The sequence below is a fragment of the Terrabacter sp. 05T424 genome, from assembly GCF_056396225.1.
Genome location: NZ_JBFTLB010000004.1, coordinates 286,033 through 309,042, shown reverse-complemented (window position 1 = coordinate 309,042; position 23,010 = coordinate 286,033). Strand labels below are relative to the sequence as shown.

Here is a 23,010-nt window from a genome sequence, read left to right as displayed (position 1 = left end):
CCGGCGCCGGTGCCGCGCCGGTCCGGCGCCGGTCCCGCGCCACGGCTGTCCCCGCCTCGACCTAGACTGGAGGACCTGATGCCGCACCCAATGTTGTCCGCCTTCAGGGCGCTCCCCGATGTCCGCCACGTCCTCGACCAGGTGGGCCGCACCCGCCTCGTCGACGTCTCCGCCAGCGACGGCTCACGGCCGTTCCTCGTGGCCGCCCTCGCCCGGCAGGCCGAGGCCGCGGCGGCCGTGCCGGCCGACGCCGCACCCCTCGTCGTCGTCACGGCGACGACGCGCGAGGCCGAGGACCTCGAGACCGCCCTGGGCCTCTTCCTGCCGACCGACCGCATCGCCGTCTTCCCGTCGTGGGAGACCCTGCCGCACGAGCGGCTCTCGCCGCGCAGCGACACCGTCGGTCGTCGCCTCGCGGTCCTGCGACGGCTGGCGCACCCCGAGCCCGACGACGCGGCATACGGTCCCCTGTCGGTCGTGGTGGCACCCGTGCGCGCCCTGCTGCAGCCGCTGACGAAGGGCCTCGGCGACCTCGTGCCCGTCGCGCTGCGTGCGGGCGACGAGCGACCCCTCGAGGAGGTCGTCGACGCGCTCGCCGCAGCCGCCTACACCCGCACCGACCTCGTCGAGCGGCGTGGCGAGTTCGCCGTGCGTGGCGGCATCCTCGACGTGTTCCCGCCCACCGAGGAGCACCCGGTCCGCATCGAGTTCTGGGGCGACACCGTCGAGGAGGTGCGCTGGTTCAAGGTGGCCGACCAGCGCTCGCTCGAGATCGCCGACCACGGCCTGTGGGCGCCCCCGTGCCGCGAGCTGCTCCTCACCGACCAGGTGCGTGCCCGGGCGCGCGCTCTCGCCGACCAGCTCCCCGGCGTCTCGGAGATGCTGTCCAAGGTCGCCGAGGGCATCGCCGTCGAAGGCATGGAGTCGCTCGCGCCCGCCCTCGTCGACGGCATGGAGTCGGTGCTCGACGTCCTGCCCCGAGGTGCGGTCGTCCTCGTCGCCGACCCCGAGCGGGTGCGCCGCCGCGCGCACGACCTCGTCGCCACGAGCGCCGAGTTCCTCGAGGCGAGCTGGGCCAACGCCGCAGCCGGCAACCAGGTCCCCGTCGACCTGCAGTCGCTCCTCGGCAGCGCCTCCTACTGGTCGCTGGCCGACGTGCGCGCCCACGCCGAGGCCACGGGTCGGGCCTGGTGGACCCTCACGCCGTTCGTCGCCGACGCCGACCTCGTCATCGAGGACGACGACGTCGACGAGCGCATCGCCGTGCGCACCACCGACCCCGAGGCCTTCCGCGGCGACACCGACCGCACCGTCGCGCACCTGCGCGAGCGGGTGCGCGAGGGCTGGGCGGTCGCCGTCGTCACCGAGGGCCCGGGCCTCGCCAAGCGCGTCGCCGAGGTGCTCCGCGAGAACGAGGTCGCGGTCCAGGCGCTCGACACCACGCGCGACGACACCCTGACCGGCGGCACCGTCCACGTCACCACCGCGCCCCTCGGGCGCGGCTTCGTCCACGAGGCCGGCCGCATCGAGGTGCTCACCGAGACCGACCTGACCGGCCAGCCCGGCAGCGGCACCTCCACCAAGGACATGCGGCGTATGCCGTCACGCCGCCGCAACCAGGTCGACCCGCTCCAGCTGCGCCCCGGCGACCACGTCGTCCACGAGCAGCACGGCGTCGGCAAGTTCGTCGAGATGATGCAGCGCACCGTCGCCGGCGCGACGCGCGAATACCTCGTCATCGAGTACGCCCCGAGCAAGCGCGGCCAGCCCGGCGACCGCCTCTACGTGCCCACCGACCAGCTCGACCAGGTGACCAAGTACGTCGGTGGCGAGGAGCCCAGCCTCAACAAGATGGGTGGTTCCGACTGGTCCAAGACCAAGTCGCGGGCCAAGCGCTACGTCAAGCAGATCGCGGCCGACCTCATCCGCCTCTACAGCGCCCGGCAGGCGACCAAGGGGCATGCCTTCGCCCCCGACAGCCCGTGGCAGCGCGAGCTCGAGGAGGCCTTCGCCTACGTCGAGACGCCCGACCAGCTCGTCAGCATCGACGAGGTCAAGGCCGACATGGAGAAGCAGGTCCCGATGGACCGCCTCATCTGCGGCGACGTCGGCTACGGCAAGACCGAGATCGCGGTTCGTGCCGCGTTCAAGGCGATCCAGGACGGCAAGCAGGTGGCGGTGCTCGTGCCGACGACCCTGCTCGTCAGCCAGCACCAGCAGACGTTCGCCGAGCGCTACGCCCAGTTCCCCGTCAAGGTCGCCTCGCTGTCGCGCTTCCAGAGCGACAAGGAGGCCAAGGACGTCATGGCCGGCATGGCCGACGGCACCATCGACCTCGTCATCGGCACGCACCGCCTGCTCGCCAAGGACGCGAGGTTCAAGGACCTCGGCCTCGTCATCATCGACGAGGAGCAGCGTTTCGGCGTCGAGCACAAGGAGCTGCTCAAGACGATGCGCACGGCGGTCGACGTGCTGTCGATGTCAGCAACGCCGATTCCGCGCACGCTCGAGATGGCCGTCACCGGCATCCGCGAGATGTCCACTCTCGCAACGCCGCCCGAGGAGCGTCACCCGGTGCTGACCTTCGTCGGCGCCTACGACGAGAAGCAGATCACGGCGGCGGTCCGGCGCGAGCTGCTCCGCGAGGGCCAGGTCTTCTTCGTGCACAACAAGGTCAGCTCCATCGAGAAGGCCGCGAGCCGCCTGCGTGAGCTCGTGCCCGAGGCACGCATCGCGACCGCCCACGGCCAGATGGGCGAGCATCGCCTCGAGCAGGTCGTCGAGGACTTCTGGGAGAAGCGCTTCGACGTGCTCGTCTGCACGACGATCGTCGAGACCGGCCTCGACATCTCGAACGCCAACACCCTCATCGTCGAGCGCTCCGACGTGCTCGGCCTCAGCCAGCTGCACCAGCTGCGCGGCCGCGTCGGGCGTGGGCGCGAGCGGGCCTACGCCTACTTCCTCTACCCGCCCGAGAAGCCGATGACCGAGACGGCCCACGACCGCCTGCGCACCATCGCGAGCAACACCGACCTCGGCTCCGGCATGGCGGTCGCGATGAAGGACCTCGAGATCCGCGGCGCCGGAAACCTGCTCGGCGGCGAGCAGTCGGGCCACATCCAGGGCGTCGGCTTCGACCTCTACGTGCGGCTCATCGGCGAGGCCGTCGCCGACTTCCGTGGCGACGCCGTCGACCTCCCGGCCGAGATCAAGATCGAGCTGCCCGTCGACGCGCACCTGCCGCACGACTACGTGCCGGGGGAGCGGCTGCGCCTCGAGGCGTACAAGAAGCTGGCGACCGTCGAGACGTTCGAGGCCGTCGACGAGATCGAGGCCGAGCTGCGCGACCGCTACGGTGCCCCACCGAAGCCCGTCGAGAACCTCCTCGAGGTGGCCCGCCTGCGCGTCGTCGCCCGCGAGGCCCGCATCGGCGACATCGGCCTGCAGGGCAAGGTCGTGCGTTTCGGCCCCGTCAAGGCGCTGCGCGACAGCCAGGAGCTGCGGCTCATGCGTCTCTACCCCGGCACCATCATCAAGGAGGCACTGGGCACGATCCTCGTCCCGGCCCCGATGACGGCCCGGGTCGGGGGCAAGCCGCTGCGCGACGTCGAGGTGCTGACGTGGGCACGCCAGCTCATCTCGGCCGTGCTGCTCGACGACATCGCCTCCGCGGGCTCGGCCGCGACCGCTTCGTCGGGGTCGGCGAGATCCGCCGTGGGCGCCCCGTAGGATGTCAGACGCATCCGCCCTAGGAGGAAATCAGTGAAGGCTTGGTCCGCCACCCCCGCCCGGCGCGTCGCCGTCGTCGGCATCGCCGCCCTCGGTGCCGTGTCGCTGCTCGGCGGATGCGGCTTCGAGACGCGCCAGCAGGCCGCCGCCGTCGTCAACGGTGACGTCATCCACGAGTCCGACGTGCGTGAGACGTTCGACCAGCTCAAGGCCGCCAAGCTCGACTTCGCCGAGAACATCGTCGTCACCGCGCTCGTCGCGGCGCCGCTGCTCAAGAGCGCCGTCGCGAAGTCGGGCAGCTGGAAGCCCGACGAGACCTACGCGTCGGTCATCGCCTCGATCCCCGACGCCACCGACACGACGAAGGAGTTCGTCGAGGCGGTCGCCCTCATCCAGTCGCAGAAGATGACTCCCGCCGACGTCGCCGCCTACCGCGCCGGCCTCAAGACGGCGAACATCTCGGTCAACCCGAAGTACGGCTCGGTCGTGCAGTCCGACCAGGGCCCCGTCTACTTCACCATCGGCCAGACGACGCCCAACTGGGTCAAGCCCGGCAGCAACCCGGCCCCGGCCCCGGCGGGGTCCGCCACGGGCACCCCGGGGCAGTAGTCGCCGTCCCGAGTCGCCGCCCCGTGCCCGGTCGCCTCGTCCTGCTCGTCACCACGCCCCGCATCGCGCCGGGGCTGCTGACGCGTGAGGCGTGGACGAGCCTCGGGGAGGCGTATGCCGTGTGGGGTCGCCCCGACGAGCCCCAGGTGGCGGCGCTCGTCGAGGCCGGGGTCGAGGTGGCCGAGCGCGAGGAGGGCCACCCGGCGGACCTCGCGCGCGACCTCGTCGCCGCCGCCGCGGACGGCGACGTCGTCTGGGTCGGCTCGTCCGACGGTGACCCCGGGCTCAGCGACGCGGTCGCCGTCGAGGTGACGCGGCTGCCCGAGCCGCCCGACGTCGAGCTGCTCATCGGCTCCTTCGACGTGCCGGGCGCACGGCTGCTCGACGTCGTCGCCGTGATGGACCGGCTGCGCTCACCCGGCGGCTGCCCGTGGGACGCCGAGCAGACCCACGCCTCACTGGTGCCCTACCTGCTCGAGGAGGCGCACGAGGCGATCGAGGCGATCGAGAGCGGCGACCCCGTCCACATGCAGGAAGAGCTCGGTGACCTGCTGCTCCAGGTCGCGTTCCAGTCCCGCGTCGCCGAGGAGCACCCCACCGAGCCGTTCGGCATCGACGACGTCGCGGGCGGGCTCGTCGACAAGCTCGTGCGCCGCCACCCCCACGTCTTCGCCGACGTCGAGGCCGACACGGCCGATGCCGTCGCCGCCAACTGGGAGTCGATCAAGGCCGACGAGAAGCAGCACCGCACGCACCCCGTCGAGGGCGTGCCGCACTCGCTGCCGGCGCTGGCCCGCGCGGAGAAGTACGTCTCCCGCCTGCACAAGGCCGGTCGTGACGACCTCGTCGACGCCGCCGTCGCGACCGGTGACGTCGGTGCGGAGCTCCTCGCGATCGTCCGCCGGGCCAAGGCGTCCGGCGTCGACGCCGAGGCCGCCCTGCGAGAGACGCTGCGCTCCCTGGCCGCCGCGAGCGAGGCGGTCGGAGCCGACGGCGGCAACGCCTGACCCGCGCCTCCACCTCGGCCGAGCCGGCGCGCCTGACGGTGCGGGACGGCATACGTCCTCGGGGTCTGCCGGCCGGACGATGACGGAGAGGGCCGCGTCGACCGGGTGAAACGACGCGACCCCCTCCGGGTCTGTGGCGGTGGCCGGTCTCTCACTTCGGCTGGCCGGGCTGGTCTCAGTAGGCGCCTCGGGGCCGGACGACCGCATGGACGGTCTTGGCCAGGATCGACAGGTCCTGCACGAGCGACCAGTTGTCGACGTAGTAGAGGTCGAGCCGGACGGTGTCCTCCCACGAGAGGTCGCTGCGGCCGGAGACCTGCCACAGGCCGGTGACGCCTGGACGCACGTGCAGGCGGCGCTGGACGTCCGGCACGTAGCGGCGCACCTCGGCGGGCAGCGCGGGCCGGGGCCCGACGAGGCTCATGTCGCCGTTCACGACGTTGATCAGCTGGGGCAGCTCGTCGATGGAGAGGCGGCGCATCACGGCCCCCACCCTCGTGACGCGCGGGTCGCGGGCCACCTTGAAGAGCACGCCGTCGCTGTTCTGGTTGAGGTGCGTGATGCCGGGCAGCTGTGCCTCGGCGTCGACGACCATGCTGCGGAACTTGAGGCACTCGAAGAGCTCGCCGTCACGACCGACACGGGTCTGGCGGAAGAGGACGGGGCCGCCGTCCTGCAGCTTCGTGGCCAACGCGAAGACGAGCATGACCGGCGAGGCGAGCAGGAGCAGCACCGTGGCACCGAGCAGGTCGAAGGCGCGCTTGAGCCCGCGGGAGGCACCGAGGCTCTGCGGCTGGCCCACGTGCACGAGCGGCAGCCCGCCGACCGGTCGCATGGCGATGCGGCCGGTCGAGATGTCGCTGAGGCTGGGCACGACTGCCATCTGGACGTGGTGGCCCTCGAGATCCCACGCGATGCGGCGGAAGTCGACGGCCGACGGGAACGCGCCCTCGGTGAAGACGACCATGTCGGCCTTCTCTGCGAGCACCGACTCCGCGGTGCGGGTGGTGGTGCCGACGACGGGCACTCCGCGCGGCGTGGCACGGATCGGCCGCGACGACGGGACGAGCGCGCCGACGATGCGGAAGCCGAGCCAGGCCTCGCGCTCGAGCACGGCGGCCACGTCGTCGACGTGCGCGACCGAGCCGGAGATCAGGACCCGCGTCAGCAGGTGGCCTCGGGCGTGGGCGCGGTGGACCAGGCGGCGGGCGTACCAGCGCCAGATCAGCACCGCCGGCACGCCGATGGCGAAGATGAGCACGAAGAAGCCTCGCGAGAGGTTGAGCTTCGTGAGGTAGCTGAGGATGCCGATCGCCCCGGCCGTCAGGCCGGCCGCGCTGCACACGCGGGCGTACTCGATGGTGCCGACCCCCAGATGGCTGCTGGCGTACGTGCCGAGCAGCAGGTTGGCCAGCATCCAGGCAGCCACGATCCACAGACCGACCGACTGCGCCACCTGGTTGACGTCGTTGGCGACGTCGAACACCTCGAGTCCGCTTCGGCCGATCGCAGCCAGCGCCGTTGCAGCCGTGATGATCACGAGATCGCCCCCCGCGATCCCCAGCTGCAGGAGACGCTGGCCGCGACTCCTCTCGCTGTGAGGTTGCGTCACCGGACGCGCACTCACGTCGAGCAGAACAACCCCCGCTTCGCGCATGGGCTGACCCATGACAACACCCCACCCCCGGCACCCACCGGTGCCCTAGCCACGAAGAGCTCCACCCCCCCCGGATGGTTAGTTGGAGTATGCCTCGCGCTGGTCAGCAATTGGTAAGGAAAAGGTAAAATTCTTGGACCTGCCCGATGTGCGGCATTCGTGCCAGGACACCGTGCGGCAGAGCCGCACGAAGCGGTCACCGAGAGCTACCCGCCCGTATGCCGGGTCGCTCCGTCGGGCTCCCTGCGCCACGGGCTACGCTCGAACCCGACACCTGTGCTCGGTGTGTGCGCGGTCCGCAATGCCGCGTCTCGCGCGCACCAGCCGAAGACCACCGAGCACCCCGGACCCATCCACCCACCGTTCGTTCGACATGGCCGGGCCCGCCCGGCCGCACGAGCAGCACCAGCACAGGAGAGCCAGTGGCCAGCATTGAGGAGATTGGCGCCCGCGAGATCCTGGACTCGCGAGGCAACCCCACCGTCGAGGTCGAGATCCGTCTGGACGACGGCACGTTCGCCCGCGCGGCCGTCCCGTCCGGCGCGTCCACCGGGGCCTTCGAGGCGTCCGAGCGCCGCGACGGCGACAAGGGCCGCTACCTCGGCAAGGGTGTCGAGCAGGCCGTCGACGCCGTGATCGAGGAGATCAACCCGCGTCTCGTCGGCTTCGACGCCAGCGAGCAGCGGCTCATCGACGCCGAGATGCTGGCGCTCGACGGGTCGGCCAACAAGGAGACGCTCGGGGCCAACGCGATCCTCGGCGTCTCGCTCGCCGTGGCGCACGCCGCCGCCGAGTCCGCCGGGCTGCCGCTCTTCCGCTACGTCGGCGGCCCGAACGCCCACGTGCTGCCGGTGCCGATGATGAACATCCTCAACGGTGGGTCGCACGCCGACTCCAACGTCGACATCCAGGAGTTCATGATCGCCCCCGTCGGCGCGCCGACCTTCCGCGAGGCGCTGCGCTGGGGCGCCGAGGTCTACCACGCGCTCAAGAAGGTGCTGAGCGAGCGCGGTCTCGCCACCGGCCTCGGCGACGAGGGCGGCTTCGCACCCAACCTCGAGTCCAACCGTGCGGCGCTCGACCTCATCCTCGAGGCGATCAAGGCAGCCGGCTACGAGCCCGGCCGCGACATCGCCCTGGCGCTCGACGTCGCGGCGTCCGAGTTCTTCGAGGACGGCTCCTACGCCTTCGAGGGCGCGAGCAAGTCGGCTGACGAGATGGTCGCCTACTACGCCGAGCTCGTCGACGCCTACCCGCTCGTGTCCATCGAGGACCCCCTCAACGAGGAGGACTGGGACGGCTGGAAGTCCATGACCGACCTGCTCGGCACCAAGGTGCAGATCGTCGGCGACGACCTGTTCGTCACCAACCCCGAGCGTCTCGGCCGCGGCATCAGCAGCAACACGGCCAACGCGCTGCTCGTCAAGGTCAACCAGATCGGCACGCTCACCGAGACGCTCGACGCCGTCACGCTCGCACAGACCAACGGCTACCGCTGCATGATGAGCCACCGCTCCGGCGAGACCGAGGACGTCACGATCGCCGACCTCGCCGTCGCGACGAACTGCGGCCAGATCAAGACCGGCGCCCCGGCCCGGTCCGAGCGAGTCGCGAAGTACAACCAGCTGCTCCGCATCGAGGAGGAGCTCGACGACGCCGCGGTCTACGCCGGCGCCGGCGCGTTCCCGCGCTTCGACGCGAGCCGCTTMGGGTCGCAGGGCTGAGTCCGTGGCCGACCGCACGCCGTCCCGCCCGGGTCGCCCGTCGTCGACGGGCCGCCCAGGCGGTGGCGCGCGCCCGGCCGCAGCGCGCCCCTCCTCTCCACGCAGCACCCCCCGGTCGTCCTCGGCCGGCGCCAGCAGCGGCTCGGCTCCGGGGGCCCGCACCGGATCGGGCAGACCCACCCCCCGGTCGGGTGCCGCCAAGGCCTCGGGCACGCGCCCGGGCCAGTCCCGGCCGGGTGCCTCGCGCACCAGCCGGCCCGGCGCCGGCAAGGAGCGTCCGGCCCTCGCGGCCCGTCCGCGCACGCCGCAGACCACGCCGCCCTCCGCGTCGACCGCCTGGGTGCGCGGCGCCATCCTGCTCGGCATCGTCGTCATGCTCGCGGTGACGATCGTTCCCACCCTGCGTTCCCTCGTCCAGCAGCGCGGCGACGCGGCTGCCTTGCAGGACAAGGTCACCCAGCAGCAGCAGACCGTTCAGCAGCTCGAGCGCGAGGCCGCGCTGTGGAAGGACCCCGCCTTCATCGAGGTCCAGGCGCGCGAACGCCTGAAGTTCGTGCGGGTCGGCGACCGTGCCTACACCGTGATCGATCCCGCCGCGAACGCGAAGAGCGCACCGGCCGCCGAGCGCCCCGTCGTGGCCGCACCCCTGGCCAACGCCTCGGCCCCCTGGTACGGCAAGGTGTGGCAGTCGGTCCAGATCGCCGACCGACCGACGGCCGGCGTCGCGCGCAAGTGACCGACCCGGCAACGAAGTTCCAGGAGTGAGCCACCCGTGAGCGACCCCGCACGTCCGTCCCGTCCTGCCGTCGACCCTGCCGACCTCACCGCCGTGGAGCGGCAGCTCGGCCGGCCGCCCCGGGGCGTCGCGGAGGTGGCGCACCGCTGCCCGTGCGGCGAGCCGGACGTGCTGCGCACCGAACCCCGGCTGCCCGACGGCACGCCCTTCCCGACGACCTACTACGCCACCTGCCCTCGGCTCACCGGCGCCGTGAGCACGCTCGAGACGGGCGGGGTGATGAAGGAGATGACCGAGCGACTCGGGCAGGACGAGGCGCTCGCCGCGGCCTACGCCAGCGCGCACGAGCACTACCTGGCCCAGCGCGCCGAGCTCGGTGACGTGCCCGAGATCGACGGCATCTCGGCGGGCGGCATGCCGACCCGCGTCAAGTGCCTGCACGTGCTCGTCGGCCACTCGCTCGCTGCGGGTCCCGGCGTGAACCCGCTCGGTGACGAGGCGCTCGCGATGCTCGACGACTGGTGGCAGCCCACGTCGTGCGCAGCCCTGCACGCGGCCGAGGATGCCGAGGACGCTTCGTCGGATGCCAGGACGGATGCCTCGGGGGATGCCTCCGCGGATGCCGCAGACGGCGCCGCCACGGCCGCGACGGGCCGGGCCGATGGCTGACGGCACCGTGCGCGTCGGGGCGATCGACTGCGGCACCAACTCGATCCGTCTGCTCGTCGCCGACGTCGACCCGTCCACCGGTGCCCTCACCGACGTGGTGCGCCGCATGGAGATCGTCCGGCTCGGGCACGGCGTCGACCGCACGGGCGTCATCGCCCCCGAGTCGATGGAACGCACGCTCTCGGTCACGCGCGAGTATGCCGCCGCGTGCCGAGAGCTCGACGCCTCGGCGGTGCGCTTCGTCGCCACCTCGGCGTCCCGTGACGCGCGGAACGCTGCCGACTTCATCGACGGCGTGCGCACGGCCTTCCAGGAGCACTACGGCTCCGAGGTCACCCCGGAGGTCGTGTCGGGTGACGAGGAGGCTTCACTGTCGTTCGCTGGAGCGACGGGTGGCCTTGCTGCGCAACGGGTTTCGGGGCCCTATCTCGTCGTCGACCTGGGCGGAGGGTCGACGGAGCTGGTGCGAGGCACCGACCACGTCGAGGCGGCTCGGTCGGTCGACATCGGCTGCGTGCGCATGACCGAGCGCCACCTCGTCAGCGACCCACCGACGGCCGACGAGATCGCGGCCGCCACCCGTGACATCGACGCGGCGCTCGACGTCGCCGAGTCAGCGGTCCCGATCGAGGGTGTCGCCGCCCTCGTTGGCCTGGCCGGCAGCGTCACGACGATCACGGCGCACCTGCTGCACCTGACGGCATACGACCCCGAGCGCATCCACCTCAGCCATGCGGCGGTGGCCGATGTCCTCGCAGCGTGCGACGACCTGCTGGCGATGAGCCGCGCCGACCGGGCGGCCTTGCCCTACATGCATCCCGGCCGTGTCGACGTCATCGGTGCCGGGGCGCTGGTGTGGCGCCGCGTCGTCGAGCGCGTCGCCGACCGAGCGGGCATCACCGAGGTCGTCACGTCGGAGCACGACATCCTCGACGGCATCGCCCTCAGCGTCGCGCGCCGACCCTAGACTTCGCCCGTGGACAGGGTGTGGTCAGGGGTGCGCGACGCCTCCTCGGTGGTCGTCGACGGCCTGCGTCTCGCGTGGCGGCACCTCCCGGTGCTGCTCGTCCTCTTCCTGTTCGGCGCCGCAGTCCGCGGCGGGGTCATCTGGCTGGCCGTCGAGGTCAGCGACCAGCACCCCTTCCTGGCGCAGCTGCTGCTGCCCCTCGCGCCCATCGGCACGCTCGCCGCGATCATCTTCATGCTGCGCACGCTCTCACCCTCCCTGCGGCACGCGAGCTTCGCGACGGCCGCGACGGCCGCGACGGCCGCGACGGCCGCGACGGCGCCGACGGCGGGGGCGGACGGGGCGACGGACGCTCCGGCAGCCGACGAGCCCAGCCCGCGAGCGAGCAGGAAGGTGGCAGCCGGTGGCCGCCTCGGCCTGCTCGCGAGCATGCTCGTGCCGTTCCTCACCGTCTACTCCGCGCAGGGCTTCCTCGAGGCCGACCGCCGACAGTTCATCAACCAGGCGGCCTTCCAGGAGTTCCGCGCCAGCGCCGACCTCTTCTACGGCACCGACACCGGGCCGATGCGGTTCATCATCGGCGACCGTGCGTTCCTGCTCGGGGTCATCGTCGTGGCGTTCGTGCTGCGGCGCCTGATCAACCGCTTCGAGCTGGCCGAGAAACACACGGGGGTGGGCCTTTTCGCGGCCTACGTCGAGATCTTCTGGCTCTTCTCCCTCGCCGTCTACGCCGACCAGCTGCTGCAGCGCTTCAGCGACTGGCGCGACTCCCGAGCGTTCACCGTCTGGGCGCTCGACGGGTGGCACGGGGTCGTCGAGGTGCTCGGTCCGGTAGGCGTGCCGGTCAAGGCCGTCGTCGACACCGTTGCCGGCGTGCTCGCCAACGGCGCAGACCTCGTCGTCGTGCCGATCGCGTGGCTCACCGTCGGGGCCGTGGCCTACGGCCGCCGCGACCGGCTGACGGCCCCGACGGCACCCACCAGCTCGGCGCCGATCCCCCCAGACCCCGGGAGCGCGACCGGGTCGGGTGACGTGCCCGCGGGCCGGTGGCGCCGTTCGTTCGACGCGGTCGCGGCGCGCACCCATCGGGTCCCGGCCCCGGTGCGCCGGCTCGGCCGCAACGCGACCGCCGACCTGCGCGACCGCTTCCGCACGTTCGCCGACGGCGTGCGCCTGCTCGTCGTCGCCGGCTTCGTGCCGATGCTGCTCTTCTGCGTCGTCTTCATGGTCGCGCGTGGCGTCCAATGGGGCGTCGGCGAGCTGTTGCGGCTCGCCCGAGGGCCCGTCGACGCCTCCACCGGTCTCGCCTTCATGCCGTGGTTCAGCGTGGTGCAGATGGCCTGCTACACGGTGCTGCTCGTCGGACTGATCGCCGCCGCCGTCGACCGCATCATCATGCGGCGCGACGAAGCAGAGGCGACTGCCGCCGGGGGCGTCGAGGAGCCCGTCGCGGCGCAGGGCTGAACGGGCTGGTGGGCGGGCTCAGCCCTCGGCCGGTGCGGTGATCGGCAGCGCGGCGAAGCGCGGCGCGTCCCACCAGACCCAGACCTCCGTCGGCCGCGCGCCGGCAGGCGTCACCACGTAGGAGTCGACGTCGTAGGCGGCCGGCCGCACCTCGGCGGCGTCGACGACCGGCTGCTTGTCCTTGGGGAGCCACCCCGGCCCCGGGTGCTGGTCGGGGGTGCAGGGCGAGAAGGGCTCCGACGCGTCGACCTCGAAGGCCCGCGACCCCGTCTCCCAACGCGTGCCGGCGGCATCGGCCAGGGCGAGGGTGCAGCCCGCGAGGATCATGTTCGGGTCGGCCTTCACGTGCAGGGTGACCTTGTGCAGCACGGCGCCCGTGGGCAGCGTCACCTGCCGGGGCTCGCCGTCCGACCCCGGGAGGGAGTCGACGCGGGTGACCGAGACGAGCGACAGCTCGGGCCGGATCGGCCACGCGTGGTGTCCGTCGTCGTAGGCGTCGACGAAGTGCACGACCCCCGAGCCGTCGGGTCGCTGCGGCGCGTGCAGCCCGTCCTCCCACCACAGGGTCTGCAGCCGTTCGGCGTTGCCGGCGAGGGCCGCTGCGAGGGCGACCGGGAGCAGGACGAGCCCGACCCGGTTGCGGCGCAGCCAGCCTCGTCGCGCGCGGGTGATGGTCTCGGTGGCGTTCACGAGAGGCCCACCAGGCCCGACGACACGGTGGCGGTGCGGCCGCGACCCCAGCTGCCGGCGGCCTCGGCGCCCACTCCGACATCGACGCGGGCGACGTCGTCGAGACCCTCGTCGACGGCGTTGGTCGACAGGGTGACCGTGGCGCCCGGCAGCGCGTCGCGAGGGAGTTCCACGACGGCGGTGCAGTCCGCCGTGACCCCGGGCGGTGGGAACGGGCAGGTCACGCCATCTCGGCCCGAGCCGATGGAGGTGGCCCGGAAGACACGGTCGTGGGCACCGGCGACCTCGACCACCGTGATCGAGCCCTTCTCCGACCGGGGCGTCCACGTGAAGTGCACGACGAGGAAGACCGCCTCGGTGGTGACGGGGTAGGCGCCGGTCTCGTCGAGGGTCGTGGCCCCCTCGATGGAGGTCACCGTGAGCTCTCCGGTGCGCAGGGCGATCGGCGACCCGGGGGCGCCGTCACGCACGAAGGGACGCTGTGCCCAGGTGCCGAAGTCGCTGCCGGTGGCCGAGGGCAGCAAGGCATCGAGTGACTGGGTCACGGCCAGACCGGCGACGACGAGGGCGCCGACCCCCAGGGTCGCCCGCCGCGGCCGCGGGAACCTCACGACGCCCTCCGTTGGGCGACCGCAAACGGGCCGGTGGCCTCGACGGCGGGGTCGTGCCAGCCGAGATGGAAGTCGAGGGTGTCCTCGCGCCAGGTGTGGCCGTTGACGGCGACCGTCAGCCGCCCGGGCAGCGGCACCGCAGCCGACTGGTCCCACAGGTAGGCGACCGTGTAGGTGACGCCGGGGTGGGCCGTGCCGAAGATCCGCTTCTCCGGCATCGTGTAGACGTAGGTCGGTCGTGCCTGGACGGCCGGCACGAGCGCCGTGCCACGCGTCGTCACGAATCCCTGCGCCCCGTCGAGCGAGACGGCCTCGCGCAGCACGTCGTAGTCGACCGTCCGGTCGGAGGTGTTGAGGGCGGTCGCCTCGACGACGACGAAGCGCCCGCGCGTCGGCTTGTCGGGGTAGACGGCGGGGCCGCCGGCGGTGCTGCCACTGCTGCCGGGGGAGCCTGGGGCCTCGGGGAAGGCAGTCACCCAGTAGGCGCCTCTGACCGTCACTGTGAGCGGGTCGGTCTGCACCGGAACACCCGCCGTGACGGTGCCGGCCGGGTCGGTGTCGACCTCGCGCAGGCCGCCGAAGAGCCCTGAGACGAGCAGCACGACGAGAAAGCCCGAGGTCAGCAGCGCCAGCGGGGACAGGCCGAGGACCCAACGCCGCGCGCGCGTGACGAAGCGTTACCCTGTGTCCCTGACCACGCGCCGATGATAGCCAGCGTCAGGCGCGGGGGCGGGCTACGGCGAGCACGGGCTCGTCGGACTGCTCGTGCACCCTGCGACGGTGGGTGCGCAGGCGGGCCGCCATCCAGAGGGCGGCGGAGACCCCGAGGGCCCAGGTGCCGTTCGAGACGGTGGCGTCGACGACGCCGTAGGTGACGAAGAAGAGGGTCGCGAAGACGACCGCGCGCATGTGCACCGCCGAGAGGCGGACCGCGGCGAGGAGCACACCGCCCCACAGGAGGTACCACGGGTGGATGACGGGGCCCGAGGCGCAGAGCACGAGCATGGCGCCGGCGGTCGCGAGCACCGGGTTGCGCGGGGCGACGCGCCACGTGATCCATGCGATGCCGACCAGGCCGGCGACGAGGCCGATCGTCTGGGCGATCGGGACCGGGGCCGCGGCCACGCTCTGCGGCATGCCGCCGACCCGCATCAGCCACTCGACCACGCTGCCCACGAAGGTCGGCGGCGACAGCATCGAGCGCAGCGAGACCGGCACCGACAGGTTGGGCACCCAGCCCCAGCCGAGCCCGGTGAGCTGGGTGATCGCGGTGAACGTGAGCGCCATGACGCCGCCGTACGCGAGACCATGGCGCGCCATCGCCCGCAGGCGCGCGGTGGCACCGGGCGCCAGGTCGGTCTGCGCCTGCAGCGCCATCCCGACGATGCCGATCAGGGCGAGCACCGCCGTCTGCTTGTAGGCGGCCGCGGCGGCCAGGGTCATCGCAGCGACGATCAGCTGCCCACGGCTGGCGAGGAGCAGGGCCAGCGCGACGAGCGCGACCATGACGGCGTCGCCGTGGGCGCCGCCGATGAAGTGCATGATGACGAGCGGGTTGAGCACGCCGAGCCACAGGGCGTGCCGGCCGCTCACGCCGTAGCGCTCCGCGAGGCGCGGGAGGGCGTACGCGAGCAGCCCCACGGCGAGCAGGGCGGGCACCCGCATCGTGAGGGCGGCGGCATACGCGTGGTCGGGGAAGACCTGGACGACGGCGTGCTGCACCTGCAGCGCGAGCGGGCCGTAGGGCGCGGGGGTCTGCACCCACATGGGGTCGACCTGGTCGGCGAACGGCCCGGGCACCCAGAAGGGGCCGACGGCATACGGGTCCATGCCCCGGGAGACGATCTTGCCCTGGGCGGCGTAGCTGTAGGCGTCGCGGCTGAACAGCGGCGGCGCGACCATGAGCGGCAGGCTCCAGAGCAGCCAGGCGAGCGAGGGCGCCTTGCGGCCGTGGACGGGGCGCATGCGCAGCCAGGAGTCGACGAGCAGCGCGAGACCGACGGCGAGCAGGATCGTGGTGAAGACGCGGCCCGCGCCGGTGCCGAGCCACTCGAGCCCGAAGCGACCGATGAGCGGCGAGACCGGCGTCTCGAAGGTGTCGCCCGGCAGGAACGCCGGGCTGATCGAGCCGGCGGCGACGAGCGAGGTGCCCAGCGTGCCCCGGCGGACCATCGGGTCGGCCCAGCTGCGCTGCAACGCCGCGGTGAAGCGCTCGGCGAAGTCGGCACCGAACTCGGTGACCGCGGTCGTGAGGCTCGGGTAGGACCCCCGACGCATGCGAGAGGGTGCAGTCGTCGTCGCCCCCGCGACACGATGCTCCAGCACCCGTTTGCTCCTTCGATCGAGTGGCCCGCGTCGGCGACGCGGCACAGTCCATGAAGGAGCGCGTGGATCGGCCCCTGGACCTCGTTCTCGGCGGCCATTCTAGGTGCAGTCGCGCGGTGGGTGAGGGGGCACGCCCAAGGGGTGGGCGGTGCTGTTACCGAACCGTGCCCCTACGACCGATGACGAACACGTACCCCCGGAGGGACTCGAACCCTCACCGTTGGCGATTTTAAGTCGCCTGCCTCTGCCGGTTGGGCCACGGGGGCGCCGGGCCCAGTATGCCGTCGGTGGGTGCGGCGGTGCGTGCCCGGCGCGTCTTGTCGGACGTGTCCGGGTGCGCCGGGAACCAATGGGTGGGGTGCGTTCGCTTACTGTTGGGGACAGTCGTCACGCCCAGGAGCGGGTCGTGGCACCCAGTGCTTCGAGGAGCGCACTCACATGGCAGGTGGAAACCCGGTCTTCGACCGGCTCAACAAGCAGATCGAGAAGGAGCGCTACGCCGGTTTCGGCGCTCCCCAGGGCAGTCCGCAGCAGCCGGGCACCCAGACGCAGGCGGCCACGACGGGTTACGCGACCCAGGATGCCATGTCGGCGCAGCAGCTCAACGAGATGTACGCGCGCCAGAGCGCCGGGTCCGTCGACACCGGTCGAGTCACGCTCGACGACGTCATCATGAAGAGCCTGGGGCTCTTCGCCCTCCTGGTCGCCGCAGGAGCCGTGACGTGGGTGATGGTGTCGGGGTCCCCGGGCCTCGCTCGCCCGATCTGGCTCGGTGGCATGGTCATCGGCCTCCTCATCGGGCTCGCGATCGCGTTCATGAAGACGGTCTCGGTGCCGCTCATCGTGCTGTACTCCGCGGTCGAGGGAGCCTTCCTCGGGGCGTTCAGCTACACGATCAACACGATCCCCAACTACAGGGGCGTCGTGCTCATGGCGGTGCTGGCCACGGCCTGCACCTTCGCCGGCATGTACGCCGCGTACGCGTTCGGCCTCGTCAAGGTGAACAACCGCACTCGTCGCATCTTCACCTTCATGCTCATCGGCTACGCCCTGTTCATGCTGCTGCAGCTCGTCCTCCAGTGGACCGGCGTGCTGAGCGGCTGGGGCTTCGGCGGAAGCGGCATGCTCGGCATCGGCCTGTCGATCCTCGGTGTCGGCCTCGCGGCCTGGTCGCTGGCGTTCGACTTCGACTCGATCGACCACGCGGTCCGTCTGGGCGCCCCGGCCAAGTACTCCTGGCTGCTCGCGCACGGCCTCATCGTGTCGGTGGTCTGGCTCTACATCGAGTTCGTCCGCCTCTTCGCGCGTCTGCGCGACTGACCGCGTGACACCTTCGGCACCTCAGGGCGCGGGTTCGCCGACCCCGCCCGAGGTGTCGGACGAGCTCCGGCGCGTGGTCGAGCGGTGGCACCAGCTGCCGCTCGACCACGCGCTTTCGCGTATGCCGTCCGTCCGCCTCGTCGTGCAGCAGCTCGCCGACCGCGTGGCGGGCGAGCGGGGGGTCGCCCCCCGTGAGGTGCCGGACCTGGGGCCGGCGGTCCTGATGGACCAGCTCACCGTCATGGTCCACGACCTGTTCGTGACCCAGCCCGACAGGGACCCAGCCGTGGTCGCAGAAGAGCTCGCCGGCATACGCCACCTCCTCTGACCCGTGCTCTCCCATCGAGAAAGCAATCCGTCCGCGCCACGTACATCGAGAAAGCAATCCGTCCGCTCCCGTGCTCGGTGAGGCCGAGCGGGACGCGGACGGATTGCTTTCTCGATGAGGGTGGGTGGCCCGGTGTCAGCTGAGGCGCTCGAAGATGACGGCCATGCCCTGGCCGCCGCCGACGCACATCGTCTCGAGGCCGAACTGGCCGTCGGTCTCGCGCAGCGCGTTGATCAGGGTGCCGGTGATGCGGGCGCCCGTCGCGCCGAACGGGTGGCCGATCGCGATGGCGCCGCCGTTGACGTTGAGCTTGTCGTAGTCCATGCCGATCTGGTCGGCGGAGCCGATCACCTGCGCGGCGAAGGCCTCGTTGATCTCGTAGAGGTCGATGTCGCCGATCGAGAGGCCGGCGCGCTTGAGCGCGAGGTTGCTCGCCTCGACCGGGCCCAGGCCCATGATCTCGGGGGAGAGGCCGGTCGCGGCGGTCGACACGACGCGGGCGAGCGGCGTGAGGCCGAGCTCCTTCGCCTTGGTGTCGCTCATGATCACGAGGGCGGCTGCGCCGTCGTTGAGGGGGCAGCAGTTGCCGGCCGTGACGGTGCCCTGCTCGCGGAACACGGGGTTGAGGCCCTGCACGGCTTCGAGGGTGACGCCCGCGCGGGGGCCGTCGTCCTTGGTCACCACGGTGCCGTCGGGCGTGGTGACCGGGCTGATCTCCCAGTCGAAGAAGCCGCGACCGATGGCCGCCTCGGCGCGGTTCTGGCTGGTGACGCCCCACTCGTCCTGACGGTCGCGGGAGATGCCGTATGCCGTCGCGACGTTCTCGGCCGTCTGGCCCATCGCGATGTAGATGTCGGGCAGTGAGCCGTCGGCGCGCGGGTCGGTCCACGTCTCGTTCGTCTCGGCCATGCGCTTCGTGCGCTCCTGCGCCTCGGCGAACCGCGGGTTCTGCGCGTCGGCCTTGGCGCCACCGGCACCGGCCCAGTCGGTGTACTGCGAGACGCACTCGACGCCGGCAGAGACGAAGATGTCGCCCTCGCCGGCCTTGATGGCGTGGAAGGCCATCCGGGTGGTCTGGGCCGAGGAGGCGCAGAATCGGTTGATCGTCGCGGCCGGGGTCGCGTCGAGGCCGAGCAGGGTGGCCACGACCTTGGCCATGTTGGAGCCGTGCTTGCCCGAGGGCTCGGCGCAGCCGAGGTAGAGGTCCTCGACGAGCGTCTTGTCGAGGCCGGGGACCTTGTCGAGCGCGGCCTGCACCACGGTGGCAGCGAGGTCGTCGGGGCGGACCTCCTTGAGCGAGCCCTTGAAGGCGCGCCCGAACGGCGAGCGGGCGGTCGAGACGATGACGGCTTCGGTCACGAGGGTTCTCCTGCTACTTCATCGGGAGGGATCCACTAAGCGCTTGCTCAGTCACTCGATGGTAGGACGTCCTCGCACCGGTTGGACAGGGCGCCGCCCATGACCTGCGTCTCGCCGCGACCCCGCTAGGCTGACCAGGTTGCCGGCGCACCCGTGCCGGCCCCGGCCCGGCTGCTCACCCCGGACCTACCGACGATCAGGGGGCACCACCCATCATGAAGACCTTCACGACGCGCGTCGTCGCCGTGTCCGGCGCCATCGCGATCAGCCTCGGCGCGGCCGCGTGCTCGAAGTCCGACACCCCCGCGACCGGGTCGAGCAGCAGCACCCCCGCCGCCGGCGCCAGCACGTCCACGTCGGCCTCCTCGGCGGCGAGCGACGCCCCGCAGGCGTCCGAGATCCTCACCAAGGCAAAGACGAGCGCCCTCGCGGCGAAGTCCGGTGCCTTCGTGGGTCAGGTCGACCAGAGCGGCAAGACCATCAAGATCGACTTCAAGGGCACGAGCGACGGCAAGACCGCCGACATCACCATCGACATGGAGGGTGACGGCAAGGCCCGCGTCATCTCCCTCACCGACGCCGTCTACATCCAGGCCGACGCCGAGTTCTGGAAGAAGCAGGGCGCGCCCGCGTCGGTGCAGAAGGCCGGCGACAAGTTCATCAAGGCCCCGACCTCCGCCGGTGCCCTGACCGAGAGCCTCAGCCTCAAGACCTTCCTCGAGAAGGCCTTCGGCGCGGTCACGCCCAGCCAGCTGGCGACCGACGTCGCGAGCGAGGACGTCAACGGTGTGCCGTGCTGGGTGCTCACCGACAAGAAGGGCAAGGCCGAGGGCGCCCTCTACGTCTCCAAGGACAAGTTCGAGGTCGTGCGCTTCACGGGTTCCTCCGCCAGCCCGGGCCAGCTCGACTTCTCCAAGTGGAACGAGGACCTCGGCATCACGGCGCCCGCCGCCTCCGAGATCATGAAGATCGGCTGACCCAGCCGCACCGTCGTGTCGAGGGGGCCCGTCCGCATCCTGCGGACGGGCCCTCCGTCGTCGTGGCTAGCGCGCGACGGTGTCCTCGGAGGTGGTGTCGTTGCGGGTGGCCTCGTCGGTCGCACCGTCGATGGGACCGGCATCCTGCGTGGCGGCGTCGTCCGACGACGCCAAGGGTTCGCCGTGGCCTGCGGGTGCCGGCACGGGAACGGCCGGCCGGATGCGGTGCAGCAGCACCGCCCAGCGGCCCTGGGCCCCGCGCACCTGTCCGTCGACCTCGGCCGGCGCCACCTCCGTGCCCGGTTGGGTGACCGCCCGCATGGCGGCCTTCGCGACGGGTCCGACGCTCTCGCCGCGGCGCAGGTTCGGCTCGGTGGGGGCGCTCCGCTCGCCGAAGAGGTCGAGGGCGGCGCTGACCGTGGGCAGCAGGGCGGCCGCGACGCGGGCATAACCAGCCGGGCTGGGGTGGAAGCGGTCCTTGCTGAACATCACCGTCGGCTCCGCCGAGAACGCCTCGCTCAGCAGGTCGCCGACCGACACCGCCCGGCCGCCGGCCTCGACGACGGCAACCGTCTGGGCGGCCGCGAGGTCGCGTGACCAGCGGCGGGCGAGCAGCCGGAGCGGCTGCGGAACGGGCTCGATGGCGCCGAGGTCGGGGCACGTCCCGACGACCACCTCGGCGCCGGCCTCACGGAGGGAGCGCACGGCCATCTCGAGGTGGCGGACGGCGACCGAGGTGTCGATGCGGTGCGTGACGTCGTTGGCGCCGACCATGATCACGGCGACGTCGGGCTCGGGCACGGCGGACAGGCCGCGCTCGACCTGCTCGTCGAGGTCGGGGGACTCGGCACCGATGACGGCGACGTTCGTGAGCTCGACGGGTCGGCCGCTGAAGGCGGCGACACCGCTCGCGATGGTGGCGCCGATGGTCTGGTGCGGGTGGTCGGCGCCCATGCCGACGCCGGTGGAGTCGCCGAGCACGAGGAACTGCAGGGGCATGCCATGACCGGAGCCGTAGGTGCCGCTGTCCGCGGGCGCGCCCTCGAACGGCTGGCCGACGATCCGTCGCGCCATGCGGGCCTCGGCCCGCAGCAGCCCGTAGCCGAGGAGGCTGAGGGCGCCGAGGCCCGCCACCCCCACTCCGCCGCCGTATGCCGCCTGCTGGGCGATCCTGCGCGCGCGCCGTGCACGCCCCATGTCGAAGGCCCCCTTCTCCTGCGTTCGTCGATCAACCGGGTCCACCACGGTAACGCCCGGGCCGGTGGCTCCGTGCCCGGTTCGTCCAGGTCCGCGAGCCGTCCCCGGGGCAGGTTGCACGGGCGTCCTGGCGGGATCCCGGCACAGCCGGCCGACAGGACCACGTGTCTCGACCCGTGGGACGGGCCTCCTAGGATGGGCGGGTGAAGTATGCAGAGAACGTCGCCGACCTCGTCGGAAACACCCCCCTGGTCAAGCTCGGCTCGGTCGTCGCTGACGCGGGGGTGAGGTGCACGGTGCTGGCGAAGGTCGAGTACTTCAACCCCGGCGGCTCGGTGAAGGACCGCATCGCCCTGCGCATGGTCGAGGCCGCCGAGCGCGACGGCCTGCTCGAGCCCGGCGGCACCATCGTCGAGCCGACGAGCGGCAACACCGGCGTGGGCCTGGCCCTCGTCGCCCAGCGCAAGGGCTACAAGTGCGTCTTCGTCTGTCCCGACAAGGTGAGCCAGGACAAGCGCGACGTGCTCAAGGCGTACGGCGCCGAGGTCGTCGTCTGCCCCACGGCCGTCGAGCCGGAGCACCCCGACTCCTACTACTCGGTGTCCGACCGCCTCGTGCGTGAGATCGAGGGCGCCTGGAAGCCGAACCAGTACTACAACCCCGAGGGGCCCAACAGCCACTACCTGACGACCGGCCCCGAGGTCTGGAACGACACCGACGGCCAGGTCACCGTCTTTGTCGCAGGCGCCGGCACGGGCGGCACGATCAGCGGCACCGGCAAGTACCTCAAGGAGGTCAGCGACGGCGCCGTGCGCGTCGTCGCCGCCGACCCCGAGGGCTCGGTCTACTCCGGCGGCACCGGTCGCCCCTACCTCGTCGAGGGCGTCGGCGAGGACTTCTGGCCGGGCGCCTACGACCCGTCCGTCGTCGACGAGGTGATCGCGGTGAGCGACGCCGACTCCTTCGAGATGACGCGCCGGCTCGCCCGCGAGGAGGGCCTGCTCGTCGGTGGCTCGTGCGGCATGGCCGTCGTCGCCGCCCTGCGCGCCGCGAAGGACCTGCCCGACGACGCCGTCGTGGTCGTGCTGCTGCCCGACTCGGGCCGCGGCTACATGAGCAAGATCTTCAACGACGAGTGGATGCACTCCTACGGCTTCCTCAACGATCACACCGAGGAGACCGTCGGCTCGGTGCTGCACACGAAGTCGGGCGACATGCCGGCCCTCGTGCACACCCACCCCAACGAGACCATCCGCGACGCCGTGCAGATCCTCCGCGAGTACGGCGTGTCGCAGATGCCGGTCGTCAAGGCCGAGCCGCCCGTCATGTCGGGTGAGGTCGCGGGTTCGGTGAGCGAGCGGGCCCTGCTGCAGGCGCTGTTCACCGGCCATGCGCACCTCGCCGACTCGGTCGAGAAGCACATGGAGCCCGGACTGCCGCTCGTCGGTGCCGGCTCGCCGGTGTCCTCTGCCCGCAAGGAGCTCGAGGACAGCGACGCGATCCTCGTCGTCGAGGACGGCAAGCCGATCGGCGTGCTGACGCGCGCAGACCTGCTCGGTTTCCTCGCCGACTGAGAAAGCAACAACTTACGTATGCCGCTGGGCTCGCTTCTCTCGGAAGGGAGCCCAGCGGCATACGGTC

General features: G+C 71.9%; 19 protein-coding genes and 1 tRNA gene. 12 read left to right on the top strand and 8 right to left on the bottom strand.

All coding sequences use genetic code 11. The annotated features are described in order from the left end of the window. Positions 1-78: 78 nt before the first annotated feature. From mfd to AC1DE0_RS11915, 3 genes are read left to right on the top strand one after another with little or no spacing between them, the layout of a single operon-like run. Entirely contained in the window at positions 79-3,729 is a 3,651-nt protein-coding gene (mfd, locus tag AC1DE0_RS11925; RefSeq protein ID WP_478100667.1) for a transcription-repair coupling factor, read from the top strand. Positions 3,730-3,762: 33 nt separating this feature from the next. Next, on the top strand, positions 3,763-4,338 hold the full coding sequence (locus AC1DE0_RS11920) for a hypothetical protein (protein WP_478100665.1): 576 nt from the start codon (positions 3,763-3,765) through the stop codon (positions 4,336-4,338). A gap of 23 nt (positions 4,339-4,361) precedes the next feature. After that, on the top strand, positions 4,362-5,345 hold the full coding sequence (locus tag AC1DE0_RS11915; RefSeq protein WP_478100663.1) for a nucleoside triphosphate pyrophosphohydrolase: 984 nt from the start codon (positions 4,362-4,364) through the stop codon (positions 5,343-5,345). Positions 5,346-5,520: 175 nt separating this feature from the next. Here the strand turns inward: AC1DE0_RS11915 and AC1DE0_RS11910 are convergent, their stop codons facing one another. After that, positions 5,521-6,885, bottom strand: a complete 1,365-nt coding sequence (locus tag AC1DE0_RS11910) for a sugar transferase (protein WP_478100660.1) — start codon at positions 6,883-6,885, stop codon at positions 5,521-5,523. 539 nt (positions 6,886-7,424) lie between these two features. On the opposite strand from AC1DE0_RS11910, the gene eno reads away from it, so the two are divergent. The 5 genes from eno to AC1DE0_RS11885 are packed head-to-tail and all read left to right on the top strand — an operon-like array spanning position 7,425 to position 12,562. Further along, positions 7,425-8,726 (top strand): phosphopyruvate hydratase, encoded by a 1,302-nt coding sequence (gene eno, locus AC1DE0_RS11905; RefSeq protein WP_478100659.1) that lies wholly within the window; start codon positions 7,425-7,427, stop codon positions 8,724-8,726. A 4-nt stretch (positions 8,727-8,730) separates the two neighbouring features. Beyond that, complete coding sequence (locus AC1DE0_RS11900) at positions 8,731-9,462, top strand: FtsB family cell division protein (protein ID WP_478100657.1); 732 nt, start codon at positions 8,731-8,733, stop codon at positions 9,460-9,462. A gap of 36 nt (positions 9,463-9,498) precedes the next feature. Continuing rightward, positions 9,499-10,131, top strand: a complete 633-nt coding sequence (locus AC1DE0_RS11895; RefSeq protein WP_478100655.1) for a DUF501 domain-containing protein — start codon at positions 9,499-9,501, stop codon at positions 10,129-10,131. After that, entirely contained in the window at positions 10,124-11,098 is a 975-nt protein-coding gene (locus tag AC1DE0_RS11890; RefSeq protein WP_478100653.1) for a Ppx/GppA phosphatase family protein, read from the top strand. The genes AC1DE0_RS11895 and AC1DE0_RS11890 overlap by 8 nt, the downstream gene beginning before the upstream one ends. 9 nt (positions 11,099-11,107) lie before the next feature. Further along, positions 11,108-12,562 (top strand): hypothetical protein, encoded by a 1,455-nt coding sequence (locus tag AC1DE0_RS11885; RefSeq protein WP_478100651.1) that lies wholly within the window; start codon positions 11,108-11,110, stop codon positions 12,560-12,562. Between the two features lie 18 nt (positions 12,563-12,580). Here AC1DE0_RS11885 and AC1DE0_RS11880 read toward each other — a convergent pair whose 3' ends face one another. The 5 genes from AC1DE0_RS11880 to AC1DE0_RS11860 form a co-directional block, all read right to left on the bottom strand. Then, positions 12,581-13,252: a hypothetical protein gene (locus AC1DE0_RS11880; RefSeq protein WP_478100649.1), complete on the bottom strand. Its 672-nt coding sequence runs from the start codon at positions 13,250-13,252 to the stop codon at positions 12,581-12,583. Further along, positions 13,249-13,863 carry a hypothetical protein gene (locus AC1DE0_RS11875; protein WP_478100647.1) on the bottom strand — a complete coding sequence of 205 codons (615 nt, stop codon included), beginning with the start codon at positions 13,861-13,863 and terminating at the stop codon, positions 13,249-13,251. Before AC1DE0_RS11875 ends, AC1DE0_RS11880 begins: the two co-directional genes overlap by 4 nt. After that, positions 13,860-14,465, bottom strand: coding sequence for a hypothetical protein (locus tag AC1DE0_RS11870; protein ID WP_478100645.1), 606 nt, complete (start codon positions 14,463-14,465; stop codon positions 13,860-13,862). Before AC1DE0_RS11870 ends, AC1DE0_RS11875 begins: the two co-directional genes overlap by 4 nt. A 115-nt stretch (positions 14,466-14,580) precedes the next feature. Further along, a complete protein-coding gene (mptB, locus tag AC1DE0_RS11865; protein WP_478100642.1) occupies positions 14,581-16,140 on the bottom strand; it encodes a polyprenol phosphomannose-dependent alpha 1,6 mannosyltransferase MptB in 1,560 nt (519 codons plus the stop codon). Positions 16,141-16,379: 239 nt separating this feature from the next. Continuing rightward, positions 16,380-16,454: transfer RNA gene (locus tag AC1DE0_RS11860), tRNA-Leu, on the bottom strand. Positions 16,455-16,626: 172 nt separating this feature from the next. Here AC1DE0_RS11860 and AC1DE0_RS11855 point away from each other — a divergent pair. Together AC1DE0_RS11855 and AC1DE0_RS11850 are read left to right on the top strand one after the other, a co-directional pair. Then, positions 16,627-17,508: a Bax inhibitor-1/YccA family protein gene (locus AC1DE0_RS11855; RefSeq protein WP_478100640.1), complete on the top strand. Its 882-nt coding sequence runs from the start codon at positions 16,627-16,629 to the stop codon at positions 17,506-17,508. A 52-nt stretch (positions 17,509-17,560) separates the two neighbouring features. Continuing rightward, a complete protein-coding gene (locus AC1DE0_RS11850; protein ID WP_478100638.1) occupies positions 17,561-17,836 on the top strand; it encodes a hypothetical protein in 276 nt (91 codons plus the stop codon). 135 nt (positions 17,837-17,971) lie between these two features. Here the strand turns inward: AC1DE0_RS11850 and AC1DE0_RS11845 are convergent, their stop codons facing one another. Beyond that, on the bottom strand, positions 17,972-19,195 hold the full coding sequence (locus AC1DE0_RS11845) for an acetyl-CoA C-acetyltransferase (RefSeq protein ID WP_478100636.1): 1,224 nt from the start codon (positions 19,193-19,195) through the stop codon (positions 17,972-17,974). 215 nt (positions 19,196-19,410) lie between these two features. Between AC1DE0_RS11845 and AC1DE0_RS11840 the strand changes: the two genes are divergently transcribed. Continuing rightward, positions 19,411-20,172 carry a hypothetical protein gene (locus AC1DE0_RS11840; RefSeq protein WP_478100634.1) on the top strand — a complete coding sequence of 254 codons (762 nt, stop codon included), beginning with the start codon at positions 19,411-19,413 and terminating at the stop codon, positions 20,170-20,172. A gap of 66 nt (positions 20,173-20,238) precedes the next feature. On the opposite strand, the gene AC1DE0_RS11835 is transcribed toward AC1DE0_RS11840, so the two are convergent. After that, positions 20,239-21,369: an SGNH/GDSL hydrolase family protein gene (locus AC1DE0_RS11835; RefSeq protein WP_478100632.1), complete on the bottom strand. Its 1,131-nt coding sequence runs from the start codon at positions 21,367-21,369 to the stop codon at positions 20,239-20,241. Positions 21,370-21,572: 203 nt separating this feature from the next. Here AC1DE0_RS11835 and AC1DE0_RS11830 point away from each other — a divergent pair, with 203 nt between their 5' ends. Then, positions 21,573-22,943, top strand: a complete 1,371-nt coding sequence (locus AC1DE0_RS11830) for a cystathionine beta-synthase (RefSeq protein ID WP_478100630.1) — start codon at positions 21,573-21,575, stop codon at positions 22,941-22,943. Positions 22,944-23,010 lie beyond the last annotated feature (67 nt).